The organism is Bradyrhizobium sp. Ai1a-2 (assembly GCF_000426245.1).
In the GTDB taxonomy this organism is placed as follows: Bacteria; Pseudomonadota; Alphaproteobacteria; order Rhizobiales; family Xanthobacteraceae; genus Bradyrhizobium.
Genome location: NZ_AUEZ01000094.1, coordinates 1 through 25,325, shown reverse-complemented (window position 1 = coordinate 25,325; position 25,325 = coordinate 1). Strand labels below are relative to the sequence as shown.

Here is a 25,325-nt window from a genome sequence, read left to right as displayed (position 1 = left end):
CATTGAGAGGCATCGCATTGGGAAGGCGCAACTGGACCTTCGCCGGCAGCCAGCGTGGCGCCGACCGTGCCGCCATCATGCTGACGATGATCACGACCTGTCGCCTCAACGACGTCGATCCCAAGGCCTGGCTCGCCGACGTCCTCGCCCGTATCGCCGATCTTCCCGCATCGCGTCTGCACGAACTGCTGCCCTGGGAATGGAAGCTCCTGCGCCAAGCCGACAAGCCCGCCGATCACCAGGCCGCCTGACCTTCACGCAACGCCATCATAGAGCTCGCCGTGCCCGCGCGCATGCGTCAATCAGGCGGTCTTCGTCGTATGCGTACCGAGCGCCTGCAGTATGAAGGATATCTTCGTCGCGAAGAGACTAATGCGACGATCTTGGCCCTGTCGAAAAGCGGAACGCCGATCAAACAGATCGTGCGCCAAACTGGCCATAGCAGGAAGCTGGTTCGACAGGTCATCCGTGGCGAACGCCACGATGTCTTCCGGACCCGACAGAGTTTGCTCGATCCGCACCTGCCATGGCTCGACGATCGGTGGGCGTCCGGCTGTCGAAACGGGGCTGAACTTTGGCGCCACTTAACAGCGCGTGGCTTCCGAGGCTCGCTCCGCGTCGTCAGCGAGTGGGCGACCCGCAGACGGAGGGCCGAAAAGGCCGATGCACAAAACCTTCAGCGGATTCCGTCAGCCAGAACGATCGCGCGCCTCATGACAATCGGGCGGGACCTGCTTACAAAAGCGGAGACCGTCACGGTCGCTGCGATCGAAGCTGGCGTACCAACCCTGGTCGAGGCCCGCGAGACCATCGCCGAATTCCACCTGATGATCCGACGCAAGGCCGAAGCGGGACTTACTCCATGGATCGAGCGCGCCCGCGCCAGTCTCGTTGCCTCGTTCGCCAGCGGCGTGGCGAAGGATGAGGCGACGGTTCGGGCGGCAATCACTTCACCCTGGCCCAACGGCCAGACTGAAGGCCAGATCACCCGCCTCAAACTCGTCAGGCGGCAAATGTACGGCCGCGGCAAAATCGATCTGCTCCAAGCCAGGCTAATCGGCGCGGAATAATCGGAGCTGCACCAAAATTGCGTCAGAGCCAAAATTGCAAGCCGAATGACACCCTGCCAGGACCATGTTGAACCACGCCGCTGCTTGCCCAGCCTCAATTTCGATCTCTTCCACGCCAGAATTCATGCGTTTTTCCAATGCGCGTTCCGCCGAAGGATGCGGAAGCGGTTGTCTCTTGGATGAGTGAAACATGATCTGGAAGTCTGCAGTGGCGGGGCTTTGCCAAGAGGCAAGTCCGCTGAAGAAACAGGGTCAAAGAACTGCAATGACCAACGACTCCGCTGACTTATCGGCCGGGGTGAAAGATGCCGCTTCAGCGCGGAGCGGTTGAGATATCCGCGTGAGCGTGCGGGAGGAGAACGTCATGAAGACCATCGCAATTGCAGCGGTCGCGCGGGCGTCTCGACGACGGTACAAGATCCTCCACGTTCAGGTGCTGGTTGCGATCTGATCGGCGTCGTTTTCGGGCGGCTTTGGCCATCGCTTGCGAAGGATTGGATCAAGACGCTCGGTGACGGATTTATCAAGTTAATCAAGATGTTGGTCGTTCCGATGATCTTCTGCGCCGTGGTGTTTCGCCCATATTGAGGATGCGAAGAAAGTCGGCCAGGTCGGCGTCAAAGCGCTCGTCATTTTCGAGATCGTCCCCGTTTCCTAGCCGCTTGGCCTGGTCATGGGCAATCTGTTCCAGATCGGCCATGGCCGTGCCGCCAAGCGAGATACCGGCGGCGGCCGCCAGTTGTGTGAAGCAGGCCGACGCCTCGAAAACCGTGGATTTCATCCTCAACATCATCCCCGACTGTCGCGCCGCGACATTCTGCAGGTGCTCTTGTGTGCGATCCTGTTCGGCTTCTCGCTGGTGGCGCTGGGGGAACGCGGCGAGAAGCTGCGCGGCTTGATTGACGACTCTCGCCTGCTGCGATCATTCGCTGCTCAGACACGTTAATCGTCCTCCTCATCGTCAGTGGCGTTGGCATTGGCATTCCTGCGTCGTCCCCAGGGGCTCTTCGGTAAGCTGAAGGAGTGTTTCAACATCTGTTCATCTTCTAACACCATCGCGGCGCCTGTCGGGCAACTCCCAGGTGTTGGCTGTCAGTCCTCGTCGATTGTACGCAGATGTAGTCAGTGCCAGACGACAATTTGGATCTTCAAACTCGGAGCGATTCATGGTCAGCCAAGTGGAGCGATGATTTCTGATTGAATCGCAGTTGCGGCGTACAGGGAGGCATCCAGCGGCAGGTTCCCAAATGCGAGTTGACATAGAAGGTAGTTGGCGCCGGCCTCTTCCAACTGGTTGAGAAGAGCTTTTCGCACGGAAGCTGGCGTTCCGACTACGCACAATTCGCTCGCGATTGCCGCATCGAAGGTCAGCGGCAGGTTTGGTGGTGTCGGAATCGCATTGAGCTCGTAAAGGAACTTAAAGCTCTTGAGCCATCGTTCGTAAGCCGATTCCGCGAGCGCGTGGGCATCTGCCTCAGAACGCGCCATCACGATCATGCGGAGCAATCCAACGAACGGCGCGTGATCGTCAGCGTCACCGTTGGGCTCTCGATGAGTTCGGAAGGCATCGGTAATTTTCCGAACAGCAGAGGAGGGGCCCACGCACGCGAGATTCGCGCCATTCACGGCGGCCCAACCTGCGGACTCGGGTCGATTGGTGGCAACCCATGTCGGCGGCCACGGACGCTGATGAGGCTCCAGCGTCAAAGGAACGCCGCTTAGCTCGAAATGGTAACCTTGATGGGATAACGTGCCGCCTTTCATCGCCTTAACAAGGACTTCGCTGGCTTCCTCATAACGGCCTGGCGCAGCGTCCGCGCTGATCCCGAAGTAACCCAATTCGACCGGGAGAGAGCCGCGTCCGATGCCCAGTTCGACCCTGCCACCGCTCAATTGGTCGAGCATGCAGATCTCCTCGAACGCGCGCAGCGGGTGATAAAGGGTTAGCAGCATGACCAATGGACCAACACGAAGTTGCCGTGTGCGCTGTGCGACGCTGGACAAAAACAGGTTCGGTGACGGACCTCTGCCATGGGGCGTGCAGTGGTGCTCTGCCACATGATATGCATAGAACCCGAGGCGATCGTACGCCTCCGCTAATATGAGGCGATCTGCGTATTGTCGGGCAATATCACGGCCGTCCGCGTCCAGGTGATCGAAGATGCCGCAGGTTAGTTTTGAAGGAAAGACGTGTTTCACTCGATTATCTCCAGTTGTAGCTGTGAAGGCAGAAGGCCCGCTCCGCATCCGAGCGGAAGAAGATGCTGATACCGCTTGTTGATGTCGCACTTATCTCCTCTGTTGCCGGTCGCCAATACGTTCATGCTGATGCTCACGCGGCGATTGGTGTTCCGCTTCTACGCCTCCAGCCGCCGTCGGCCGGTAAGGGGCAATCTGTTGTCACTGTTTGTCGCTCAGCCGCAACAGATCTCTGCCAATGGCATAAGCCGCTCTTATCCTCTGTCTCGTGGTACTATCGCGGCGTAACGCAAAGGCAGACATCAACGCCGCGAGGCGGAACGATCATGCAACTCGTAAGCTCGCAGAAATGTCACTGACGACTGCGAGAAACGCATCCATTTGCTGACTTGTGCCAATGCTTACGCGGATGCAACTTTCAAGAACTTTATCCGGAAAGAAGGCAACAAGTATCTTCTGCCTTTCCAAGGCTGCCTGCCACCATCTGCCGTTGTGTCCCTCTGGCACACGGGCTAGCAAGAAGTTGGCATGCGAAGGCGTTACAGAAAATCCAAGTTGCGATAGTGCAGTCGTAACTCGCTCTCGTTCATGCCTGATATGTCTATGGTTCTCTTCGTAAGCGGCGCGATGCGCAAGGACGCTGATGCCTACTGCATGCCCGATCACATTCATGTTGAAGACGTTCTGGATGTTACGGAGCCTCCCAATAAGCTCGGGATGACCGAAACCAAAGCCGACGCGAATGCCAGCAGTGGCATAGCTTTTCGAAAATGTTCTTAAGAGCAGAACATTCGAATAGCGACTGACGAGGCGTAGACCATTGTCAGGTGCAAAGTCGACATAGGCCTCGTCCAACACGACCAAGCGGTCTGATCGTTCCAGGAGGCGTTCGACCTCGGCGATCGGAACGAACGTTCCGGTCGGATTGTTCGGATTGGCTAACAGAATGAACTTCGCATCTCTTGCTGGACCTAGGAGGAATTCTTCTGTCGGCAAGGAATGAGTTTGCTTACATCCAATTTCGAGAAATTGAGCGCCGTGCAACATTGCGAGTTTGCGGTTGAACGAAAAGCCTGGCGACATCATTGCCACGCTGTCGCCCGGGGCGAGAAAAGCTCTGTAGATGAGCCCGAGAATTTCAGATGATCCGTTACCGGCGATCACTTGATCCTTGGAGAGGCCGTAGGCATTGGCGGCGGCTTCCCTCAAGCTGAGATTGTCATCTTCTGGATATAGATACTGCCGTTCAAGGGCAGCGATTGCACCGTCCCATACCATTGTTGGTAGTGGAAACGGGTTCTCATTCGTGTTTAGCTTCACGTAACTAGCATCCGGCGCGGGTCGGCCGGACAGCAGAGGATCTAACTCTCGCGCTACCTGCGAAAGACAAGAGAGCACGCTTTGCAGTTTTGCATCCGCCATGTTTGTCTCCTTTGGAACTGCTGGGCAGTCGCGATTGTCAATGCCAACCCATTGGGCGGGCGATGGAGAACAGAGCTTGGATTGTTGTGACAGCGAGGAGGGGGGCCATCGAAATCTTTCTGTGGGCAGCAGGTCGAAGAGCTTAGTTTTTAAGGGCGATGAACCTGTCCCTCCGCGCCAAGCTCTGAAGAAGCGGAGAGAGTCATCTTTTGGCGACTCACATTCCCTCCGCGGCCAGGCGCCTCGGTGCCGGTACGGCATTGTGAGGACGTATGATCATTCCATCACTTCGCTGGATATGGAGGCCATCGGCTGTCGCGACGATCACATTCTACTCAGCAGTTTCGACAGTATTGTCGTGCCAGCGGTAAACCACGAAGCCGGGAGCCATGTTGTCTCCGTTGGTATCGAATCGGACCGTGCCGACGACTGTTTCGATTGGCTGCGAACGAAGCGCACCTGCCACCCGAGCAGCGTTGAAGGAGCCGGCCCGCTTCACCGCGTCCGCCCATGCTTGAACGGCCGCATAAGCGTAAAGCGCATAACCGTTTGCAGACAAACTGGAAGCCCTCAGTTTGGCCACGACCTCCGCGGCTTCAGGAGTCTTGGTGGCATCGGGCATGAAGGTGAACAGCGTGCCGTTACCGGCTGTGCTCGTGATGGCCCAGAATTCGGAAGCCATCAACGTGTCGTTCGCCATGATCGTGAAACCTGCGCCTGCTTCTGCGGCTTGGCGCACAATCAAGCCGATCTCGGTGTAATAGCCGCCGATATAGGCGATCTCGATTCCGTCCTTCTTCATCCTGGAGACCAGCGCCGTGTAGTCCTTTTCGCCGGCCTCATAGCTTAGCCGAATGACGTTTTCGCCTGCTTCCTGAAGACGCGACTCGACGACATCGGCGATGCTCTTGCCAGCCGTGCTCTTGTCGTCGAGCACGGCAATTTTGTTGTTTGGGTAGTGTCGCAGCATGTATTCGGCTGCTACAACGCCTTGTTGGTCATCGCGGCCACAGATCCGAAACACCGTCTTGAGACCACGCTCGGTCAGCTGAGGGTTAGTTGAGCCGGGCGAAATTTGAATGATGTACGCTTCAGCGTAAACGTCGGAAGCGGGGATTGAGGAAGAAGAACAATAGTGACCAACGACCAACTTGACCCGATCCGCCGTCAGCTGATTCGCCACGGCGACGGCCTGCTTTGGATCGCACGCGTCGTCGGCGACACTCAATATGACCTTTGTACCCGGAAGCAGGCCAGAGGCATTCAAAGCGTCAACCGCCGCGACGGCACCTTCGCGCAGCTGCGCACCAATCGCAGCAGTGCTTCCCGTCATCGGTCCGGCCACGGCAATATGAATGTCCGCAGCGGTCGCAGTCGAAACCAAAACACAAGTAAGGATGGCTGCACTCGCAGCTGAACTGGCATAAAAAATTGACATTTTGGAGCTCCCGATGTTGGCCTGAGTTTGCGCTCAGTCGTCTGTGCCCCTGACCTTCTAAGGTGTCGCCTAGCCACGAGATAACGCAACGGTCTCGCACTGACTAGACCAATGCAACCCATGGTTGTTTTCTGTTTCGAGTCCCAGATGCCGATGAGGGCTCGCCCAGAAGTCCTGCAGGTCCAGACGATCCTGCACAGATAGCCGAAAGTAGTCCCGGTCGTTCTGCCAGAGACCGCGCCACCTACTTTGACATCGTACAATTTGACGCTACGTCCGATTCAAGCCCCTTAAGAGCTCTTGCATGACTACCGCGACAAACGCGCGGTTACAGCAGATGATACGAAAATATGAGAGAATGCACCGCGATCCCTCAAAGCATCCGGCGCGAACCAGAAGTGGGGCGCTGGCCACACTTAGAGATTCGCTCGGAGTCGAGAGGGATAAATGCAGAAGGATTTTCCAACTCGGAAAACGGACACAACACGTCGCAAGTTGCCAAGTCCGAGCGGTCAGTTGTCCAGCAAGGTGCTCAGGCTCTCCAGTGATCAGGACGTCTAACCCGCGAGCGCTGCTGTCCGCCTTTCCTGGTCGTGCTCGGCCAGATGGACCTTTCGCGGTTCGCTCTTGCGTGCTGCTGCGTGCCATTGGCTTGGATCGCTTGGGATGGCGTCCCCGGGCCATCAGATTTCAAAGGCCGGAGACGCTTGCAAGCTGACCGGTAGTGCCGCCATAGGGGCACGTCAGCTTGCTGCGCTAGATCTAACATTGGGTCTGAATTTGCCTCAACGGCCGCTCCTGACCCGACGTCGACGACCGGCTAATTGAGATCTCGATCGGCTATAGAGCACCCGAGAGATTCTAGGGGCGCGTGCGGGCTGAAGGCAAGCGGCAGTCGTGCACGGATTAGGGCGAAAGCGTCAGCAACGGCAAATCACTCTAAGGCCGCAAGTGCGAGATCGAGATACTGCATTAGGCTGGGATCCCAGCCAGCCAATTTGCGCGGCGTGCTCAATCGGGCAAGAACTTTCAGTATCGTTGAAGCTGTTGAACCCACTCCTGCCACTTCAGTGATTAGCGAGCGCGCCTGAAGAGCCACAGCTGTTACGCGCTCGCTACGAGGATGCTCGCCCCGAGTCATACAGTCGCGCAACTCCTCGTGGATCCTTCGCCACCGCTCCTCTCGATCCGGATCCATCGCGCATCTGCATCGGCGTGTTTGAGCGCGTTTCTCGACTCGCGACATTGCATCTAAAGTGGCGGGTAACTCATCTACACTGACATGTATTTCGCCATCGGTCGTCATGTTACGTAAACGATCTCGCAACAGGGTCGCACGCGCAACTTGAAGTTCGATCCGCTCCAAATGGTCGCGCAACAGGTGAGTAAGCGAAGTTCTGCCATCCATCGCTCTGCGGATCTCTTCAAGGGAGAAGCCAAGCTCACGCAGCGCTCGAATTTGGTAGACGCGTTGTACACTGTCGCGGTCGTACATCCGATGACCGCCATCGGTGCGCTCCGACGCACTTAATAGCCCCGTGTGCTCGTAGTGATGCAGAGTGCGTACCGTTACGCCGGTAGCCTCTGCAAGTTCGCCAATGCGCCATCGACGCCTTCGTGGTGTAGCTTTGGTCATGTTTCTCGATTTCCAAGCCTACAACCTGACATCGCGTGAGATTCAAGCTATTTCAATGATCTAGCTGAACCGTCTTCCATTCGGGCGCAAGCAAGCCGACTTCCCCTCAGATCGCCGCTTACTCGAGCGGTGATAAAATGGTGTCCATCAAGTTCATCAGGGATGCCACCTCGGCCTCGCTTGCTGTTGCGCGTGATAGAACAAGCTTAGCCATTGCCGTTCGATTTCTAACTAGTTCGCATAGATGCCGGTCGCGCCGCGAACGCATTATCTGGAATCGTTCGCAAGACCGACAGGTCCGGATCGTAGACACCACTGTATCGCCGCAACGTTTGGCGCGGTTCTCGTGAACGGAGAAGCCAAGCTCATGCGGCGTTGGAATTTGGTATACTCGTCTTACGTTTTGGCGGTCGTACACCCAGTGACGGCCATCGCTGCGCTTTGACGGACTTAATAGCCTCTGTGCTCGTAGTGATGCAGAGTGCTTACCCTTATGCCGATAGCCTCTGCAAGTTCGCCAATGCGCCATCGACGCCTTCGTGGTGTAGCTTTGAGCTTCTCGATTGCCAAGAGCCTACAACCTGACGCCGCGTAAGATTCAAGCTATTTCAATAGTCTAGCCGAACCGTCTTCCAGTTTGGCGCAAGGTGGCGCTACTCGGTTAGCCGGTTGATTAAGCGGCATGCCCAATGGCCTCCATTAAGTTCATCAGGGATGCCAACTCGGCCTCGCAGACCTTGGCACGTGCCAGAACAAGCTTGGCGATTGCTGTTCGATTTTCGCGAGTTCGCATAGATGCCGGTAGCGCCGCGAATGCTTCATCAAAAGTCTTCCTAAGGCCGAGAGGTCTTCCGGATCGTAGACACCACTGTGCTGCTGCAACGTTCGGCTCCGTATTTATCATCGCACCAGGCGGCGCACGTGGCTAAGGTGTTTGGCCGCCGTAAGGCCAAAAGGAGACGCGCCGGCGGCGTACATCGACGAAAATGCGCATGCCTTCAAGTGATGCAGTTGTGCAACACAGTCGCGCTATGCCTTGTTTTGATCCGCCCAAGCGATATCGGAGCACGTTCTTTAGAGAATCTCTGAGTATTTCGGTGCCTACGTGCGGCCGGATTGGCCGGGCAAAGCCGAATTCGGATTCTCACATTTGGGACGATGCTGATTCGAAGAGATGGCTGATTGCGGGCAGCCGATGCTGGTCAGAACGACAACAGAGTAATGATCGAGCGCCAGCGGGGCCGTCTGCTCACATTACATTCGACGCGCTATTTGAGGTGCCCGATGTACGGATTATGGCGATGGAGATACGCATCAAAGACCTGGGAGGCGACCCGCCAGCGCCGGGTCGCTTCGATGCCTTCCGCCAATAGATCGATGAGATGCGTGCCGATCATGGCCGGGGGGCAGGCTCGCTGAGTTCCTTGATGCGCTCTTCAGACGCAGCGTTTTGAGGAAGCACCAATGCTGCTTCGAGTGGCAACGTTGCCAAACATTCCCGGCAGGAGATCACGTGCGCGCCGCAGATTGTCGATATCGAGTGGATCAAGAAAGGCGTTATGAAAAAGCCGCCTTGCAGGCCCGCGCTTGCGAAGAACGAGGGCTAAGGATCTAGATTTGGATTGAAGAGTAGGTGATGAGACGCTCTGCCCAAAGTTAGGAGCGCGTGGACATTTGCTTGGTCTTGCGCGGAGAAACCATGCGAGAGGCCTCCTGCAATAGCCTCTCGCGCATCCAGATGCTTGCCGGATCACTGTTGTAAACGTCAGGCCATTGCACGGCCTCAGTGAATACGGGAAGTGACAGTGGAAGTTCGAGGATCCGCAGAGGCATCGTTTCTTTGAAATGCCTAACAAGCCTTAAGGGCACCGTAGCTATACGGCGAGTGTCGAATAGCATAGGGGGGATCATGCAAAAACTCTGGACCACGACCTCGACATTTCTCTTCAGACCGTGCTCGCGCAAGAACCATTCCTCGATCGAGGGCTTGCGCATACGCCCGAACTTGACCGCAACGTGTCCCATCGACGTGTATCTCTCGAATGTAATCCGCCGTGGCAGCTGCGTATTCGAACGGCAACCCACGCAAACAAGGGTCTCCTCGAACAATGTCGCTTTAGGATGCGCGCTCGACATGAACAATTCTGGTAAGATAAGAAAATCGACTTCACCACGCTGGAGACGCTCATCGGGCTCATCGGCGAGTGGCAGCAATTCGAAGCTGACGCCGGGAGCTTCCCGGGCGATACGGTCCACGACCTTTCGAAAAAATACGAGCGTCATGAAATCGGAAAGGATAATTCTGAAGCGCCGGTTCGATTGGGCTGGGTTGAACATGTCCCGGGAAATAATCGAGAGCTGGATGTGCAGCAGAGCCTCGCGTATCGGTCCGGCGAGCCGTTCCGCAAGCGGTGTTGGGATGAGTGCGCGGCCCCCCATCGTAAACAGTTCATCTCGAAAATAGGCGCGTAGGCGGACGATGGCCGCGCTCATTGCTGGCTGGCTCAAGTTGATTCTACGCCCCGCCGCTGTGAGGTTCCGCTCGGTCATCAGAGCGTCCAGCGCAACGAGGAGATTGAGATCAAGGCCCTTGAAACGCACGTCTTTTTCGCTCCCGTTGAGAAGAGTCGGTCGTATACATTGAGCAACAACTACTTCTATGACGGTCTCACGCTCGCCGCCGAAAGCCGACCCTTCTGGCTTCACGGGCGATCGAGAAATGCTGTCGTACTCGATCGCAAGCATGTTGGTCGACGCGAAACGAGCGATCGACCGGGCGAGCAAGTTGCGCGCGGTCTTGAAATAGGTCCTTGGCACGCTACGGCAAGCGCCCGCACCGCTACACCGTTCACTGTGAACCATTAGCAGTACGGCCCTAGTCGTGCCGCTTCGGTGGTAGCGTTGCAAATCCGCCAATGCACAATCGACCCCGGCGCGGCGTGGCGTTAGTCATGAGGCAAGCCTACAACCTGACGCCGCGTCCGATTCAAGCGATTTGAGTGATGTGGCTGGGCGATATTCCAATCGGCAAATGCATCGTCTCGCAATCTTTTGAAAGCCTCGCGGATACAGGTTTCCCATGTAGCCACGGCAATCGGGGGAAATCATCCCACTATGCCGCTGGCTAATTCCAGGAGCATCTTGAGGGACTGGCAAACGACGTGATCAGAGATTGTTATACGCAGCGCGTAGAAACGAGATTAGATCACGACTTGATCGAGCGGCAGAGGCGCTGTTTGCCATTGATTCATCAAGAATGACATCGAACTCAGCATTTCTTTCGCATGGAGAAGTTGGCGTACGTGCCTCTTAGGGCAAGCCCGTTCGAGAGATTGTAGGCGAGGGAAATCGGCCCGAGGGATTAGGCTCTTGTAAACTCGAAGGTGAGACGACGCGAGCAACCTAGCAGCGCCTGCGACCTCGGGTGGCCTCAGGGGTAGAAGCCATGCGGGACGCCTCCTGCAATAATATCCGCCGGAACCAAATGCTTGCCGGATCAGTATTGTGAATGGCAGGCCACTGGACGGCCTCAGTGAATGCGGGAAGTGGCAGCGGAAGGTCGACGATCTGTAGTGGTGTTGTCTTTGCGAAATGCTTGGCAAGCCTTGCGGGCATCGTTGCTATGCGGCCGGTGTCGAATATCATGGGCGGGATCATGCTAAAGCCCTGCACAACGACCTCGATGCGCCGCTTGACTCCGTGCTCGAGCAAAAACCACTCCTCGATGGAGGGCCTCAGCGTCCGCCCGAACTTGGCCACAACGTGCCCCATCGACATGTATCTTTCGAATGTGAGCTGCCGTGATAGCTGCTTGTTCCTGCGGCAACCCACGCACACGAGTGTCTCCTCAAACAGTGTCGCTTGAGGATGGACGGTCGACATGAATAATTCCGGTATGATTAGGAAGTCGACCTCACCGCGCCGGAGAAGCTCATCGGGCTCATCGGCGAGTGGCAGCAGTTCGAAACGGACGGCGGGAGCTTCCCGCGCGACGCGGTCCACGATCCTTCGAAAGAACACGACTGTCATGAAATCGGACAGGAGCACCCTGAAGCGGCGACTCGATTGCGCCGGCTTGAACGTATCCCGGGAAATGATGGAAAGCTGGATGTGCACGAGAGCCTCGCGAATGGGGGCGGCGAGCTCTTCCGCACGGGGTGTGAGGATAAGTTCCCTGCCCCTCATCGTAAATAGTTCATCGCGGAAATAGGCGCGTAGCCGGGCGACGGCTGCGCTCATGGCGGGCTGGCTCAAGTTAATTCTGCGTGCCGCCGCTGTGAGATTGCGCTCAGTCGTCAGAGCATCGAGCGCAACGAGGAGATTCAGATCAAGGCCCTTGAAACGCATGGTGTGGATCTAATCCATAGTGTGGATGTGTTCTATCAAAACAATCGATTTTACCGATGGCGCGGAATGGCAGATAGCAAAAACACCGGTCGGGAAAAATCGAACGCAGGCATGTCAGGATGTTTATCGATCTTTGCGCTGCCCCCGGGAGAAAATCCCGAGCGTATGCCGAGCATCAACCGAGAAGCATGTCTGTTGCCGCCACGTCCTTCGGCGGCTTGCGCAAATTACATCGCGCCGGCTCGATACGACAAGCGTTCACCACCTCGCGTGGGCGCCAACCAAACCTACGTATAGCGTTTTCAAATCTTTCTATATCGACGGCTTACCTCCGTACAGTTGAGCCAGCCCTCGGTGTGCCTTAGCCTCGCGAGCAATCTGGAGCCGGAGGGCGATATCAAATGTGTCTGCGCCATAGCGAACTGATTCGCGCGGTCATGGCAGCAAAATCATGCCGAAATTGCAGGGACGATCCCTGGCAGATTTGGTGTGAGTGGGACGCCCACTGGATGCAATCTCGATTGTGGATGCCGATCAATCAGTTTGTGAAGAGTTGACCATCATGCTCGATTCGGTAGGCGGCCTTGCCGAAAGCGTTCCAGAGTGCAAATGAGTTCGGGAAATTCAACCGCCTTAGCAGGTCCTGGTCTGGTGCGGAGATGCAGTCAGCCGGGAATGACCACGGTCGATCTATACGGGCCTTTGGTAGCAAAGGCCATTCCTACCATTTTGCTCACGGGCCATCCGGACGACCACCGGGCGCAGCGGCTGTGAGCCGGCGGGGCCTATTACTTCCGCAAGCCATTCAGCGATAGTGGACTCTTCGCGAGCATCAAGTCCACTTTCAAAATCCCAGATGGTGCATAGGAGGCCCCATGAATATCGCCGTGTCCAACTCTACAAAAAGTGCCACCATGCGCTCTCAGGTGCGGTGGAGGCTGTGCTGGGAAAATGAGCTGCGACTCGCCGACCACATCGAACTCTCCGAGTTCTTCCGAAAGGCGTACGAACCGAGCGGGGCATCTAATTCAAAACCATTCGAAGGCGGTCGAAGTTGGGCCGGTGCAAGGCCTGAGCTGCGTGTAATCGCCTACGACGACCACGGCATCGCGTGTCATGCCGGTGTACTACGCCGCTTCATCAAAGTTGGCGGGGTCGATCTGCTGGTGGCCGAAATAGGATTGTACGCAGTACGTCGTGATCTTGAGGGTCTCGGAGTCACCTATCACGGAGCAATACACGTCCTGCATCCAAAGCTGCAGGAGCTCGGTGTTCCATTTGGGTTCGGCGGGGTGCGGCCTGCGCTGCAGAAGCACGTTCAAAGGCTCGGCCGGCACGGTCTGGCAATGGTTGTACCGGGCGTTCGCGTGCGGTCCACCCATCCAGATGTGTATCTGAACTTGCCCCCCACGCGGGTCGAGGACGTACTCGCCGTGGTCCTTCCGATCGCACGGCCGATCAGCGAGTGGCCCAGTGGTACGACGATTGATCGGAATGGGCCAGAGCTGTGACACACCTCGATTGTTTCTCTGGGGCGCGCAGTGAGCACGCTGACGCCGGCGGACGCCGCAGCGTCTATCTGACGTTTGACGACGGTCCTAATCCTCTTTGCACACCAGATGTCCTGGATCTGCTTGCCGAACACAGGGTGCCTGCGACCTTTTTCGTCATCGGCGCGTACGCAGCGGACCAGCCGAGTCTCATCCGACGAATGATCGCAGAAGGGCACGAAGTCGCGAACCATACGATGAATCATCCGGACCTATCCAGATGCGAACCCGCCGAAGTGCAACATGAAATACTGACGGCAAGCAGCGTCATCAGGATGGCGTGTCCTCAGGCCTCGGTACGGCACGTGCGTGCGCCATATGGCATGTGGACCGAAGAAGCGCTCACTACGTCAGCGAAGGCTGGACTGACTGCCCTGCACTGGTCGATCGACCCCCGAGACTGGGCTTGTCCTGGCGTCGACGCGATTGTCGACACGGTGCTCGCCTCTCTCAGGCCGGGTGCAATTGTGCTGCTGCACGACGGATGTCCTCCCGACGAAGTGGGGCAGGGCACTCATGCTGGTCTGCGAGACCAGACGCTCAAAGCGCTTTGCCGCCTCATTCCAGCATTGCATGACCGCGGGTTTGCAATCCGCTCGATTCCTCAATCTCACTGAACAGACAGAACCCTATGAGCCTGCTTGCCACAACCAGCACTGTCGCTATCTTGTCTTATGCGCTGCTCTCGACCGTCTATAAGAGCGTGCAAACACTTTATGCTTTGTCAACAAATGGTTCATTGCCGTCAAATGACGCAGGCGACACCGACGCTCTGCCGAGCGTGGATGTCATCGTCCCATGCTACAACGAGGACCCGCGCACACTCGCGACGTGCCTAGAGTCCATTGCAAGCCAAGATTACGCAGGAAGTCTGCGGGTCTATGTGGTTGATGACGGTTCTGGAAATCTCGACGCAGTGACGCCCGTCCACCATAGCTACGCGGGCGATCCAAGGTTCGAGTTCGTTCCGCTGCGAAAGAATGTTGGAAAGCGCAAGGCGCAGATCGCCGCAATACGGCGCTCATCTGGAGAGTTGGTGCTCAACGTTGACTCGGACACGATACTTGCCCCCAATGTGATCACGAAGCTTGCACGGAAAATGCAAGACTCATCAATCGGCGCGGCCATGGGTCAGTTGACAGCCAGCAATCGTAGCGACACTTGGCTGACCCGGTTGATTGATATGGAATACTGGTTGGCTTGCAACGAGGAGCGCGCGGCGCAAGCGCGCTTCGGTGCCGTTATGTGCTGCTGCGGTCCCTGTGCGATGTACCGCCGGTCCGCGCTGGATTTGCTGCTCGATCAGTACGAGACGCAATTCTTTCGGGGAAAGCCAAGCGACTTCGGCGAGGATCGCCATCTGACGATCCTCATGCTGAAAGCAGGGTTTCGAACCGAATACGTTCCGGACGCCATCGCCGCTACGGTGGTCCCGGATCGACTAGGTCCGTATCTGCGCCAACAGCTCCGCTGGGCACGGAGCACGTTCCGGGACACGCTGCTCGGGCTGCGCCTGCTGTCCGGTCTCGATCGCTATCTCACGCTAGACGTTATCGGCCAGAATCTCGGGCCGCTCTTGCTCGCCCTGTCCTTAGTAACGGCGCTCGCGCAGCTCGCACTCACAGCCACGGTGCCGTGGTGGACATGCCTTATGATTGCAGCGATGACCATGATCCGCTGCAGCGTGGCAGCTATTCGTGCTCGGCAACTTCGATTTCTCGGCTTTTCTATGCACACACTGATCAATCTCTTTCTCTTACTACCCGTGAAAGCCTATGCGTTGTGTACGCTGAGCAACAGCGATTGGCTGTCACGCAAGGTTGCCAACATACCGAACGGGAATGAAACACAGGTCGTTATCAGAAATCAGATCGCCGGAGCAAACGTAACAGGCGCTTCTGGGATGTCTGGGCCAATTCGCAGGACGGATCTTTCGGGCGGCGGTTCGTTAGTAACGTCCGACAGCGTTTGCAGCGGCGAGTAATCGTGCGCTTTTACCGGAGTACACAGGAACTTAGCATGGACAAAAAATATGAAATATTGGACCGGGAATTGACTGCCGACGATCCGTGGCGGCTGGACAGTAGCCGGTTTGAGCGGAAACGTCTCACGCAAATGCTCCGGCTTTCGCTGTCCCAAGGGATCATCACAAATGCCCTCGAAGTTGGGTGCGCGGCCGGCGCATTCACACAAATGCTAGCTCCTCACTGCGAACGGCTCACTGTGGTCGATGTCGTGCCGCGAGCAGTTGGTCGAGCGTCCAAGCGGACCAACAGGTGGTCGCACATTACGTGGATAGCCGCCGACGTTCATCAGTTCTCGACTGCGGATCGCTTCGATCTGATCGTCGTGGCCGAAGTGCTCTATTACCTCAGTGATCTCGCCGAGATGCGCAAGGCCATCGGCAACTTGGTGGGCGTGCTTGTGCCAGGTGGGCATCTGGTGTTCGGATCCGCGCGTGACGCCCGTTGCCGCCGCTGGGGTCACCCTGCTGGTGCCGAGACGGTCATCGGCATGTTGAACGAAACGCTGATCGAGGTCGAGCGCCTGCAGTGCCGGGGTGCATCGGATAACGAAGACTGCTTGATTGCGTGCTTTCGGAAGTCGATCCAACCTGATTGCCGACTTTGACGTGGAGGCACTATGCGCATCTGCGGCATCAAGCTGACGCATGACCGGGCGATCGCTCTTGTGGAGGACGGGCGACTGGTCTTTTGCGTCGAGCAGGAGAAACGGGGCAATAATCCTCGGTACCAAGCCATCGACAATCTTTACGCAGTTGTTGTCGCGTTGGCGGAGCATGGTCTGGATCCAAGGGATGCCAACCACCATGAACGCGAGTTTTTTCCGGATGGGGCAGCTGCCTGCCAGTGGGGACGCGTTGAACACATATGGTGCGAGGGCGGACTGTGGACCAAAACGGTCGTAAGTGCGCGATCGCCGGCCGAACCGCTGCTTAAAAGGCTAAGCTGAACGTATGTCCACCCCAGCAATCGAGCTTACCGGCGTAACCAAGTCATTTGGCGGCAAGAACGTTGTCGACCGGCTGTCCTTTGCCGTCGCGTCCGGAGAATGCTTTGGCCTCCTGGGACCGAACGGGGCGGGCAAAAGCACGATCGCGCGTATGGTTCTCGGAATGGTACCGCCTGACAGCGGGAACATGACGGTGCTCGGCGAGCCCATGCCAACGCGTGGTCGCCTCGCGCGCGCGCGGATCGGCGTTGTGCCGCAGTTCGACAATCTTGAACTCGAATTCACCGTACGCGAGAACCTGTTGGTATTCGGGCGCTACTTCAACAAGAGCGCACGCGAGATCCAGGCACTTGTGCCAGCACTGCTCGAGTTCGCTCGCCTGGAGGGTAAGGCGGATGCTCGCGTGTCCGAACTGTCCGGCGGCATGAAGCGGCGGCTGACACTGGCGCGTGCGCTGATCAACGACCCACATCTGCTGGTAATGGACGAGCCGACCACCGGTCTCGATCCGCACGCGCGCCACCTAGTCTGGGAACGCCTCCGATTGCTGCTGGCGCGAGGCAAGACAATCCTCTTGACCACCCACTTCATGGAGGAAGCAGAGCGCTTGTGCGATCGGCTGTGCGTGCTTGAGGCAGGACGGAAGATCGCCGAGGGCGAGCCTCACACACTGATCGATGAGCAAATCGGCTGCGACGTTATCGAGGTCTATGGCGGCAATCCGCACGAGTTATCTGCTGTGATCAAACCATACGCGCGGCGCATCGAAGTGAGCGGCGAGACGCTCTATTGCTATGCGCCAGAACCGGAGCAGGTGCGTGTGCAGCTGCGCGGGCGTGCCGGTCTGCGCCTTCTGCAGCGTCCTCCGAATCTCGAGGACGTCTTTTTGCGGCTAACCGGACGCGAGATGGAGAAATGAATGATGGGTGAAGGCTATATGGCGGCCATGCCCACGAACGGATACAACTGGGTCGCGGTCTGGCGTCGCAATTATCTGGCATGGAGGAAAGTGGCGCTTGCTTCGCTTCTGGGGAATCTCGTCGATCCCATGACGAATCTATTTGGCCTCGGCTTTGGCCTTGGAATAATTGTAGGTCGCGTTGACGGAGCTTCATACATCGCGTTTCTGGCGGCTGGCATGGTCGCAACTAGCGCGATGACCTCTGCGACTTTCGAAGCGATGTACGCGGCTTTCGCCCGCATGGACGCTAAGCGCACCTGGGAAGCAATCCTGTGCACACAGCTCACGCTAGGCGACATCGTTCTCGGTGAAATGGCGTGGGCAGCCACCAAAGCCGTTCTGGCCGGAACGACAATTGTGATTGTTGCGACCACGCTGGGCTATGCTGCGTGGCCATCTATCCTCTATGCGCTGCCAGCGATCGCCCTCACTGGCCTTGCCTTCGCGAGCCTTGCGATGGTCGTCATATCGCTTGCGCCCACTTACGATTACTTTGTGTTTTACCAGACGCTCGTCATCACGCCGATGATCTTCCTCTGCGGCGCAGTGTTTCCGGTAGCTCACCTGCCTAGTGGGTTTCAGAGCGTTGCCGGCCTATTGCCGCTAGCACATTCGGTCGTCCTTATTCGCGCAGTGATGCTTGAGCGCCAGGCCGACGATGTCGCCATGCATATCGGTGCGCTTTGCATGTATGCGGTGTTGCCGTTTTTCCTGTCGACGGCGCTGTTTCGTCGGCGGCTGATGCGTTGACGAGGCGTTCGCAGGAAACGAAGGAGATACACAATGCAGCACCGCAAAGGACGCAGCAGCGGCTTGAGACGCCGCGGCATGCGGCAGTCGCACATACGACGCTCCTTTGGAATGATGACATCTCTAGTGCACGGCACGCTGTGTTTCATCAACAGCCTGCCACGCGTTGCAAGGTCCCTAGTTGGCGCTGCCTCTATGCTGCGACTGAAGCACGACATCGCCAGCATGGAAGTCAACCTGTCACGGAAGGGAATCCAGTCAATCTATCAGCATTACGGAGCGCCGGTACTAAAATCGAATGAGCTCATGTCGTTGAGTCGGGCAAGCTCTGCGCAAGAGTTATCAGCGAGTAGTGACGTCTGACTGGGGTTGGCAGCTGCGAGCGACGGTGCAGCCGACTTAGTGAAGCGATTGTAAAATCAGGCCAATAGGGTCTCCTGTCACGAGGAATGGAGGACAAGATGCTATGTCTGGGAGTGAGCGGCGGGCTCGACAAAGTGTATGAAAATCCACTCGAGCTTCCGAAGACATTTCTGCACGATGGTGCTGCGGTGCTTGTCCGGGACGGACGCGTGATTGCGGCGGTCGAAGAAGAGCGCCTCAATCGGATCAAGCACTCCAACAAATTCCCGAGCAGTGCGATTCAATACTGCCTCACAGACGCGGGGGTTCAGCTCAGCGATGTCGATCGCATTGCAATCTATGCGACCGAGGCTTATTGCAACGCGATGCTCGGACACTTGTTTGTTTCCCAGCCGGACGTCTCCCTTCCGTTGGATGCCAAATTGTTGATGCGGAAGTTATTGGCGCAGGAGTTCGGCACCGAGGTCGATGCGTCGCGTGTCTCATTCGTAAGCCACCATCTGGCGCATGCGGTCAGCGCGTTTGCGATGTCGGGATTCGAGCAGAGCCTGATTTTCGCAATCGATGGCGGTGGTGATTTCCTCTCCGGCCTCCTGGCGCGCGGGTCTGGAACCGAGGTTGCGCAACTCGAAACATTCCCAGAGAACAATTCTTTAGGGCTGTTCTATCTCGAGGTGATCCGGTATCTCGGTTATGGATTATTCGACGAATACAAGGTCATGGGGCTTGCCCCTTACGGGGATCCCGCTCCTTATCGCGAGCTCTTCAAACAGTTCTACGAACTCTCCGACAACGGCGGCTACCGCGTCTACCTCGATCGGATCGGTCCGACGTTGCTCCGCAACATCCAGGTTCGGCGAAAGGGAGAGCCGTTCACACAGCAACATCGAGATGTGAGTGCTTCATTGCAGGAAGCGCTCGAGCGGATTGTATTTCACATTCTCAGACATCATCGCGAGGCCACCGGCATGAAGCGGTTGTGTTTGGCTGGAGGCGTGGCCCACAACTGCACCTTGAATGGTAAGCTGCTGTATTCAGGGCTCTTCGAAGACATCTTCGTGCAACCTGCAGCGCACGACGCTGGCTGCGCATTAGGCGCTGCACTAATGATGTCTAACGAGCTCGGCCGGCCGGCGCCACGTGAGCGACTGCAGGAGGTCTATTGGGGTCCGGATCTTGGAAACGACCAGGCCGTGGAGCAGGAGCTGAATGCATGGGCAGGCCATATCGACATTGAACGCAGTGATGACGTGGCAAGAAGCGCAGCCGACTGGATGGCTAATGGTGCGGTCATCGGTTGGGTGCAGGGTCGTTCGGAGTTCGGGCCACGTGCGCTTGGCAACCGCAGTATTCTTGCTGACCCGCGGCCTGCTGCAAACAAAGACCGGATCAACGCGATGGTCAAGAAGCGCGAGGGCTATCGGCCGTTCGCGCCGTCAGTGCTGGAGGAGGAGGCGCGTGAATTTTTTGACCTCCCGGACGGAACGCACGAATTTCCCTTTATGAATTTCGTAGTTCGCGTGCGCGACTCCAAGCGTAACTTGCTTGGCGCCATCACCCACGTTGACGGTACGGCGCGGTTGCAAACAGTATCCCGCCAGACAAATCCCACCTACTGGAATCTCATCGATGAGTTCAAAAAGCAGACCGGGATGCCGGTACTGCTCAATACCTCCTTCAACAATAATGCCGAGCCGATCGTGGATTCGGTTGCAGACGCAATTGCCACATTTCTGACGACAGAGCTGGATGGACTTGTGGTCGGGCCGTTCCTCGTAAAAAAGCGAGCTGGAACGCTGGAGGATTGGGCCGCGCTCGCGGTTTCGTTACCGGCTTACGCATCCCTTTATCAATTCCGCGGCTACACAGCGGAAGGTCGCCGGGAGACCGTATGCGAGATCCGTACGAGCGCAGCCGGCCAGGGCGGTGTGCGTATTTCCCATGACTTGTTCGATCTGCTGATGCGAGTCGAGGGCGAGGCCGTGCTCGGTGACGTGCTCAATACAATCACGTCCGACCCCGCTAGACGTGAAGCCATCCTCAAGGAGCTCCGTGGATTGTGGGAGCAGCGCCGCGTTCGACTACATCCCTTGCACGCTGCTCGCGCGCTTTAAGACTGCGATCAAATGCCGGCACAAGGCGAGTCGTGAATATGGTCGTCTCCATATCTCCAATACGGGGGCCCCGAGGCGCGCATATCCGGTGACTGAGGTCCTGGTTGTAGCCTTGAGCCCCGCCGTACAGCAGAAGCTCGCCAGCGACGAGCGCGCCCTGCGCAAGCAGTTCTGTTGGAGATGGTCCATGCTGAACGGATCTTCGAAAAGCTGCTGCAACGGAGCGGAGTGCCACCCGATTGCGGTCGAAGAGGTCAGCAGCAACGTCTGCGCGGGGGGTGAAGGAGGGTCGGGATGTATTGAGACAGCCCATCACCTGCAGCGTAGCGGTGCAGCGAACGGCGCCTCTCGGTCCGATTGGGCCGCATCACGATCGCTGACGACCGAAAGGCCATATGCGGAACTCCATAACCTTCTATCCATACGGTAACCCGGAGCGAGACAACGCAAATGCTTATTGGTGGCTTGACGAACGATCGATTCGTTGTTTCTCGACGACGTACTGGCTTCGGTGATTGCCTGTGGTCGCTCGCGGCAGCTTGGCGTTATGCGCAGCGAACCGGGCGAACGCTAGCCATCGATTGGCGTGGCTCCTGCTATCTAGATGAACCCTTCGCGAACGCCTTTCCAGTCTTTTTCGAACCAATTCAAGACATCGCCGGCGTACGGGTCATCTGCGATGACCAGATCAATCAGTTCGCATTCCCTGGTCCTTTTTTCCCAGACTGGTGGAATAGGCCATCGATCGAGTGCGTTTACCGTCCAGATGAACAAATTTTCCGAGAACGTGACGAGCTTGGTCAGCTTTTCGAAACGGAACAGGATAATGAAGCGAACACCGTGGTGTGTGATGCTTGCTTGATGTGGCGTTGCGACGAGGGCGCCGAACGACAGATATTTCGGAGCATCAAACCGAGATCTGAAGTCCAAGCTCGGATTGATGCCCTCGATCAGGAGTATTTCAAGGAGTATAGCGTAATCGGAGTTCATGTGCGGCACGGCAACGGCGAAGATATTATGGGGCATGCGCCCTACTGGGCCGACCCGGAGCTCGCCTTTCGCCAAGTATGCACCGCCATTTATCAGGCCAAAGCGCTGCCGCATTCAAGACCCGTAAGACTATTCTTGTGTACGGACAGTGAGCAGGTCCTGGATCGGTTGTCAGGTGTGTTTCCCGATCTTTTCACTATCCCAAAACGTTTCCAGGCCGAACAAGCCGGGCCATTACATAGTGCGGCGCTCGGGATCGAGGGCGGTCTTTCCGCTCTTACCGACATGTATCTTCTTGGGAAATGCGATACCGTGATTCGCTTCCCGCCGACGAGCGCCTTCACGCGCTTTGCCCGATTGTTCGTGCCACGAACGATTGAGTTTGATTTGAACAATCCAAGCCGTTTGATCTTGATTGAGGATGGCTCCCAGGATCTCCCACCGTTCTTGAACCAGGGTGGCGGAGATTCATTGAACGAAATCCGAGGAGGCTGGCGTGCCAATGGGAAGAATTCCTTTTGAGCTGACTGGGAAGACTATCTTTGTCGCCGGCCATCGCGGCATGGTGGGCGGCGCGCTCGTACGCAGACTGGCTCAGGAAAACGTGCGGCTGCTAACCGTTGCGAGAACACAGGTCGATCTGCGAAATCAGGCCGCGGTGCTTGAATGGTTCTCGGCCAATCGACCACAGGTCGTCTTTCTTGCAGCGGGCAAGGTCGGCGGCATCGTCGCGAACAATAAGCTGCGCGGCGAGTTTATCTACGACAACCTCGCTATCGCCACAAACGTGATCCACGCGGCACACCTGAACGGCGTTGAGAAGCTCATGTTCCTGGGCTCCTCCTGTATTTATCCGAGGTTGGCCCCCCAGCCCATACGGGAGGATTGCATCCTCACCGGACCGCTCGAGCCGACCAACGAGCCGTATGCCATCGCCAAGATTGCCGGAATCAAGCTGGCCGAAGCCTATCGGGCGCAATATGGCAAGGACTTTATCAGCGTGATGCCGACCAATCTTTACGGTCCAGGTGACAATTATCACCCGGAATACAGCCACATGGTCGCCGCGTTGATCCGCCGATTCCACGAAGCTAAGGTGTCCGGAACTCCTTCCGTCACCGTTTGGGGTACCGGCATGCCGCGTCGGGAAGTCCTGTATGTCGAGGACATGGCTGACGCCTGTGTGCATCTCATGAAGTCCTACTCGAAAAGCGAGCCCGTCAACATCGGCACCGGCGAAGATGTTTCGATCGCCGAGTTTGCGCTTCTGGTAGCCAATACTGTCGGATATAGAGGCGAGATCAAGTGTGACAGCTCGCGCCCCGATGGCATGCCACGCAAACTGCTCGACGTTGGCCATCTGACAAGGCTTGGCTGGAGGGCACGAACCACGCTCGAGGAAGGACTGAAATTGGCATACGAGTCTTTCTTGAGCGAATGTGCGCGCTCCAGACGATCGTGATCACCGATTCCAGGCCATCGTGATCACCCATTCCAGAGCATCGTGATCTTCCAGCGGATCGTGATCGCTATTTCCAGCGATCGTGATCGGGGACAACGGGAGGTGGGCGCGGCTGACAGTCTGCAACCCAGGTAGCTTGATCTTTTGCCCGACAGCAGAGGACCGAGATGCCGACAGAGAGACTGTCCATGCGCCACATTCGCGAAGTCTTACGCCTGCATTACAGCGTCGGCATGTCGCAGCGAGCGGTTGCCCGCAGCCTCGGCCTGGCCCAGGGCACAGTCTGCAAGTACCTCAGCCTAGCGAGCCGGGTCGGCATGACCTGGCCGTTGCCGCCGGAGTTCCATGACGATGTTTTCCTTGAGAACCGGCTCTTTCCGCCACCAGCGGATTTGCCCAGCAACGAGCGTCCGCAGCCGGATTGGCCGGCGGTCCACCGCGAGCTCCGTCGCCCCGGGGTGACGCTGATGCTGTTATGGGAGGAGTACTGCGGCTCCAACTCCGACAGCTTCAGCCATTCGTGGTTCTGCGAACGCTACAAGGATTGGGCCGGCCGCCTCAAACCGACCCTACGCCAGGTTCATGTCGCCGGCGAGAAGCTCTTCGTCGACTATTCGGGCCACACCGTGGAGGTGGTCGAGGGGACGACCGGCGAGCTGCGCACCGCGCAGATCTTCGTCGCTGTGCTCGGCGCCTCGAACTATACCTATGCCGAGGCCAGCTCCAGCCAGAGCTTAGCGAATTGGATCGCCTCACACGTCCGCGCATTTTCCTATTTCGGCGGCACCGCCCGACAAACCGTGAGCGACAATCTGAAGGCCGGCATCACCCGGGCCTGCTTCCATGAACCGATGGTCAACCGGACCTATGCCGATCTCGCCCGCTATTACCGCACGGCCATCGTCCCGGCGCGCCCGTATCGTCCGCGCGACAAGGCGAGCGCTTCATACTGCACCTCATTCCTTTGATGGCGCGGTGATGGCGGTGAGCTGCGCCGGGCGGGCACCGCGCCCACCGCAGCCCTTGCGGATCGTCATGCCAGGCGGGATCTCCCACAGGCCACGGTTCAGGCTGTCGGTATAGCATTTTGTGATGAGCCCCTGGCGACCCCACGTGTGTACGGCTGTCTCGGAGACGCAGAACTTGGCGGCGATCTCGCGCGTCGTGAGCATACCACGTCGACGCAGCCGCTCATATCGGCTCGCAAGTTTGTAGGCGCAGCGAATGAAGGCAACCTTCTTCAGATTAAACGCCTTTGCCTCCCATGTTTGCCATCCGTGATTATTGAGAATCTCGGCGACTTCGCGATCGCAATGATGGTCAAGAAGACGATCAACCTCGGCGACGAGTTCAGGTTTGAACTTGCGGATCTGGGCGATGGGTAGCGGCCGGTCGAGCACCAAGGTACGCGTGGCGCCTCCAGACAGCCGCACATGGGCCGTGATGGTTTGCGACTTGATTAAGGTTACGTCGTCGATGAGCAGACGCACGATGCGCTTGCGCTCGCGGGAGTCAACTCGCGGATCTTGCCAGATCCGCGGAAGCTGCTCGGCGAGGTCAAGGATGCGTCGCTGGGCTTCTGCAGTGAGTGCCGCAGCCTGCTGTTTGCTCCGGCGCTTGTAGTCTTCGGCGGCATCGGCATGACGGCGCGGCTTGTCGTTCCATTCGGCCTCGAGTGAATCGGCGACGAGTCGGTTGTCGGGATCAACCTTCATGTAGCGTCGACGCGCAAGCTCGGCTTCATAGCGCATCCGCTCGACATGCTGGCGACGCGCTGCATCGGTCTCTGCGGCGCGCGCCTCAAGTTCGCGCTGCACCTCAAGGGTGACGGCCAGCGTCATCGGCGTCATCAGCTCGATCATCAGGTCTGCGATCCCCGCATCGACGATCTTCCCGGGAACCGTTTGGCATGTCCATCCCGCGTGGCGTACCGCGTTCGCTTGGCAGAGATAGGTTGTACGCACCCGAGCAAGGCCGCCTTGTGAAAAGGTCGGCTGCGTAGCTGACTGTCCTTATGGACGTGCATAAGGACAGTGCGGTGCTGAGCCGC

The 25,325-nt window shown here is 57.5% G+C and carries 18 protein-coding genes and 4 pseudogenes; 14 read left to right on the top strand and 8 right to left on the bottom strand.

Annotated features, from left to right (window positions below):
* The 3 genes and pseudogenes from K288_RS0137250 to K288_RS51245 all read left to right on the top strand — a co-directional run.
* On the top strand, positions 1-251 hold a 251-nt coding region (locus tag K288_RS0137250), incomplete at its 5' end, for a transposase domain-containing protein (RefSeq protein ID WP_027584073.1).
* A gap of 78 nt (positions 252-329) precedes the next feature.
* A pseudogene (locus tag K288_RS51250) lies at positions 330-1,070 on the top strand (transposase); the annotation flags it as partial.
* Positions 1,071-1,434: 364 nt separating this feature from the next.
* A pseudogene (locus tag K288_RS51245) lies at positions 1,435-1,977 on the top strand (cation:dicarboxylase symporter family transporter); the annotation flags it as partial.
* Positions 1,978-2,240: 263 nt separating this feature from the next.
* On the opposite strand, the gene K288_RS0137230 reads toward K288_RS51245, so the two are convergent.
* The 7 genes from K288_RS0137230 to nodD1 form a co-directional block, all read right to left on the bottom strand.
* A complete protein-coding gene (locus K288_RS0137230) occupies positions 2,241-3,269 on the bottom strand; it encodes an LLM class flavin-dependent oxidoreductase (RefSeq protein WP_027584069.1) in 1,029 nt (342 codons plus the stop codon).
* Between the two features lie 324 nt (positions 3,270-3,593).
* The gene (hisC, locus tag K288_RS0137225; RefSeq protein ID WP_027584068.1) at positions 3,594-4,691 is read right to left on the bottom strand and encodes a histidinol-phosphate transaminase; all 1,098 of its coding nucleotides are present in this window, start codon (positions 4,689-4,691) and stop codon (positions 3,594-3,596) included.
* Positions 4,692-5,022: 331 nt separating this feature from the next.
* Entirely contained in the window at positions 5,023-6,129 is a 1,107-nt protein-coding gene (locus K288_RS0137220; RefSeq protein ID WP_027584067.1) for a branched-chain amino acid ABC transporter substrate-binding protein, read from the bottom strand.
* A 934-nt stretch (positions 6,130-7,063) separates the two neighbouring features.
* Positions 7,064-7,765, bottom strand: coding sequence for a MerR family transcriptional regulator (locus K288_RS51240; RefSeq protein ID WP_084800018.1), 702 nt, complete (start codon positions 7,763-7,765; stop codon positions 7,064-7,066).
* A gap of 1,268 nt (positions 7,766-9,033) precedes the next feature.
* Complete coding sequence (locus K288_RS55575) at positions 9,034-9,162, bottom strand: hypothetical protein (RefSeq protein ID WP_256378880.1); 129 nt, start codon at positions 9,160-9,162, stop codon at positions 9,034-9,036.
* 259 nt (positions 9,163-9,421) lie between these two features.
* The gene (locus K288_RS0137205) at positions 9,422-10,366 is read right to left on the bottom strand and encodes a LysR family transcriptional regulator (RefSeq protein ID WP_027584065.1); all 945 of its coding nucleotides are present in this window, start codon (positions 10,364-10,366) and stop codon (positions 9,422-9,424) included.
* A gap of 801 nt (positions 10,367-11,167) precedes the next feature.
* Positions 11,168-12,112 (bottom strand): transcriptional regulator NodD1, encoded by a 945-nt coding sequence (gene nodD1, locus K288_RS0137200; protein WP_027584064.1) that lies wholly within the window; start codon positions 12,110-12,112, stop codon positions 11,168-11,170.
* Positions 12,113-12,987: 875 nt separating this feature from the next.
* Here nodD1 and K288_RS51230 point away from each other — a divergent pair.
* From K288_RS51230 to istA, 11 genes and pseudogenes are all read left to right on the top strand, one after another.
* The gene (locus K288_RS51230) at positions 12,988-13,623 is read left to right on the top strand and encodes a NodA family N-acyltransferase (RefSeq protein ID WP_084800017.1); all 636 of its coding nucleotides are present in this window, start codon (positions 12,988-12,990) and stop codon (positions 13,621-13,623) included.
* A complete protein-coding gene (gene nodB / locus K288_RS0137190) occupies positions 13,620-14,279 on the top strand; it encodes a chitooligosaccharide deacetylase NodB (protein ID WP_027584062.1) in 660 nt (219 codons plus the stop codon). Before K288_RS51230 ends, nodB begins: the two co-directional genes overlap by 4 nt.
* Before the next feature lie 14 nt (positions 14,280-14,293).
* On the top strand, positions 14,294-15,646 hold the full coding sequence (nodC, locus tag K288_RS0137185; protein ID WP_027584061.1) for a chitooligosaccharide synthase NodC: 1,353 nt from the start codon (positions 14,294-14,296) through the stop codon (positions 15,644-15,646).
* Positions 15,647-15,681: 35 nt separating this feature from the next.
* Positions 15,682-16,293, top strand: a complete 612-nt coding sequence (nodS, locus tag K288_RS0137180; protein ID WP_027584060.1) for a nodulation methyltransferase NodS — start codon at positions 15,682-15,684, stop codon at positions 16,291-16,293.
* Between the two features lie 12 nt (positions 16,294-16,305).
* Positions 16,306-16,488 (top strand): annotated as a pseudogene (locus K288_RS52935) (carbamoyltransferase N-terminal domain-containing protein); the annotation flags it as partial.
* A 151-nt stretch (positions 16,489-16,639) separates the two neighbouring features.
* On the top strand, positions 16,640-17,554 hold the full coding sequence (gene nodI / locus K288_RS0137170) for a nodulation factor ABC transporter ATP-binding protein NodI (protein WP_027584058.1): 915 nt from the start codon (positions 16,640-16,642) through the stop codon (positions 17,552-17,554).
* A gap of 3 nt (positions 17,555-17,557) precedes the next feature.
* Complete coding sequence (locus K288_RS0137165; protein ID WP_027584057.1) at positions 17,558-18,346, top strand: ABC transporter permease; 789 nt, start codon at positions 17,558-17,560, stop codon at positions 18,344-18,346.
* Between the two features lie 461 nt (positions 18,347-18,807).
* Positions 18,808-20,823, top strand: coding sequence for a carbamoyltransferase (locus tag K288_RS0137160; protein WP_027584056.1), 2,016 nt, complete (start codon positions 18,808-18,810; stop codon positions 20,821-20,823).
* A 450-nt stretch (positions 20,824-21,273) separates the two neighbouring features.
* Positions 21,274-22,245, top strand: a pseudogene (locus K288_RS47755) (nodulation protein NodZ); the annotation flags it as partial.
* 70 nt (positions 22,246-22,315) lie between these two features.
* Positions 22,316-23,275, top strand: a complete 960-nt coding sequence (locus K288_RS0137150) for a GDP-L-fucose synthase (RefSeq protein WP_027584054.1) — start codon at positions 22,316-22,318, stop codon at positions 23,273-23,275.
* A gap of 188 nt (positions 23,276-23,463) precedes the next feature.
* Positions 23,464-24,243 (top strand): IS21 family transposase, encoded by a 780-nt coding sequence (istA, locus tag K288_RS47750; protein WP_244443402.1) that lies wholly within the window; start codon positions 23,464-23,466, stop codon positions 24,241-24,243.
* On the opposite strand, the gene K288_RS47745 is transcribed toward istA, so the two are convergent.
* The gene (locus K288_RS47745; RefSeq protein ID WP_051334955.1) at positions 24,232-25,137 is read right to left on the bottom strand and encodes a hypothetical protein; all 906 of its coding nucleotides are present in this window, start codon (positions 25,135-25,137) and stop codon (positions 24,232-24,234) included. The two genes, istA and K288_RS47745, sit on opposite strands and share 12 nt — an antisense overlap.
* Positions 25,138-25,325: the final 188 nt, after the last annotated feature.

What these genes read in the sequence shown, in the direction of transcription:
- hisC (WP_027584068.1), bottom strand. Translation starts at nt 4,691, where the DNA reads ATGGCGGATGCAAAACTGCAAAGCGTGCTCTCTTGTCTTTCGCAGGTA.
- K288_RS0137220 (WP_027584067.1), bottom strand. Translation starts at nt 6,129, where the DNA reads ATGTCAATTTTTTATGCCAGTTCAGCTGCGAGTGCAGCCATCCTTACT.
- K288_RS51240 (WP_084800018.1), bottom strand. Translation starts at nt 7,765, where the DNA reads ATGACCAAAGCTACACCACGAAGGCGTCGATGGCGCATTGGCGAACTT.
- K288_RS55575 (WP_256378880.1), bottom strand. Translation starts at nt 9,162, where the DNA reads ATGATCGGCACGCATCTCATCGATCTATTGGCGGAAGGCATCGAAGCG.
- nodD1 (WP_027584064.1), bottom strand. Translation starts at nt 12,112, where the DNA reads ATGCGTTTCAAGGGCCTTGATCTGAATCTCCTCGTTGCGCTCGATGCT.
- K288_RS51230 (WP_084800017.1), top strand. Translation starts at nt 12,988, where the DNA reads ATGAATATCGCCGTGTCCAACTCTACAAAAAGTGCCACCATGCGCTCT.
- nodC (WP_027584061.1), top strand. Translation starts at nt 14,294, where the DNA reads ATGAGCCTGCTTGCCACAACCAGCACTGTCGCTATCTTGTCTTATGCG.
- nodS (WP_027584060.1), top strand. Translation starts at nt 15,682, where the DNA reads ATGGACAAAAAATATGAAATATTGGACCGGGAATTGACTGCCGACGAT.
- nodI (WP_027584058.1), top strand. Translation starts at nt 16,640, where the DNA reads ATGTCCACCCCAGCAATCGAGCTTACCGGCGTAACCAAGTCATTTGGC.
- K288_RS0137165 (WP_027584057.1), top strand. Translation starts at nt 17,558, where the DNA reads ATGGGTGAAGGCTATATGGCGGCCATGCCCACGAACGGATACAACTGG.
- K288_RS0137160 (WP_027584056.1), top strand. Translation starts at nt 18,808, where the DNA reads ATGCTATGTCTGGGAGTGAGCGGCGGGCTCGACAAAGTGTATGAAAAT.
- K288_RS0137150 (WP_027584054.1), top strand. Translation starts at nt 22,316, where the DNA reads ATGGGAAGAATTCCTTTTGAGCTGACTGGGAAGACTATCTTTGTCGCC.
- istA (WP_244443402.1), top strand. Translation starts at nt 23,464, where the DNA reads ATGCGCCACATTCGCGAAGTCTTACGCCTGCATTACAGCGTCGGCATG.
- K288_RS47745 (WP_051334955.1), bottom strand. Translation starts at nt 25,137, where the DNA reads ATGATCGAGCTGATGACGCCGATGACGCTGGCCGTCACCCTTGAGGTG.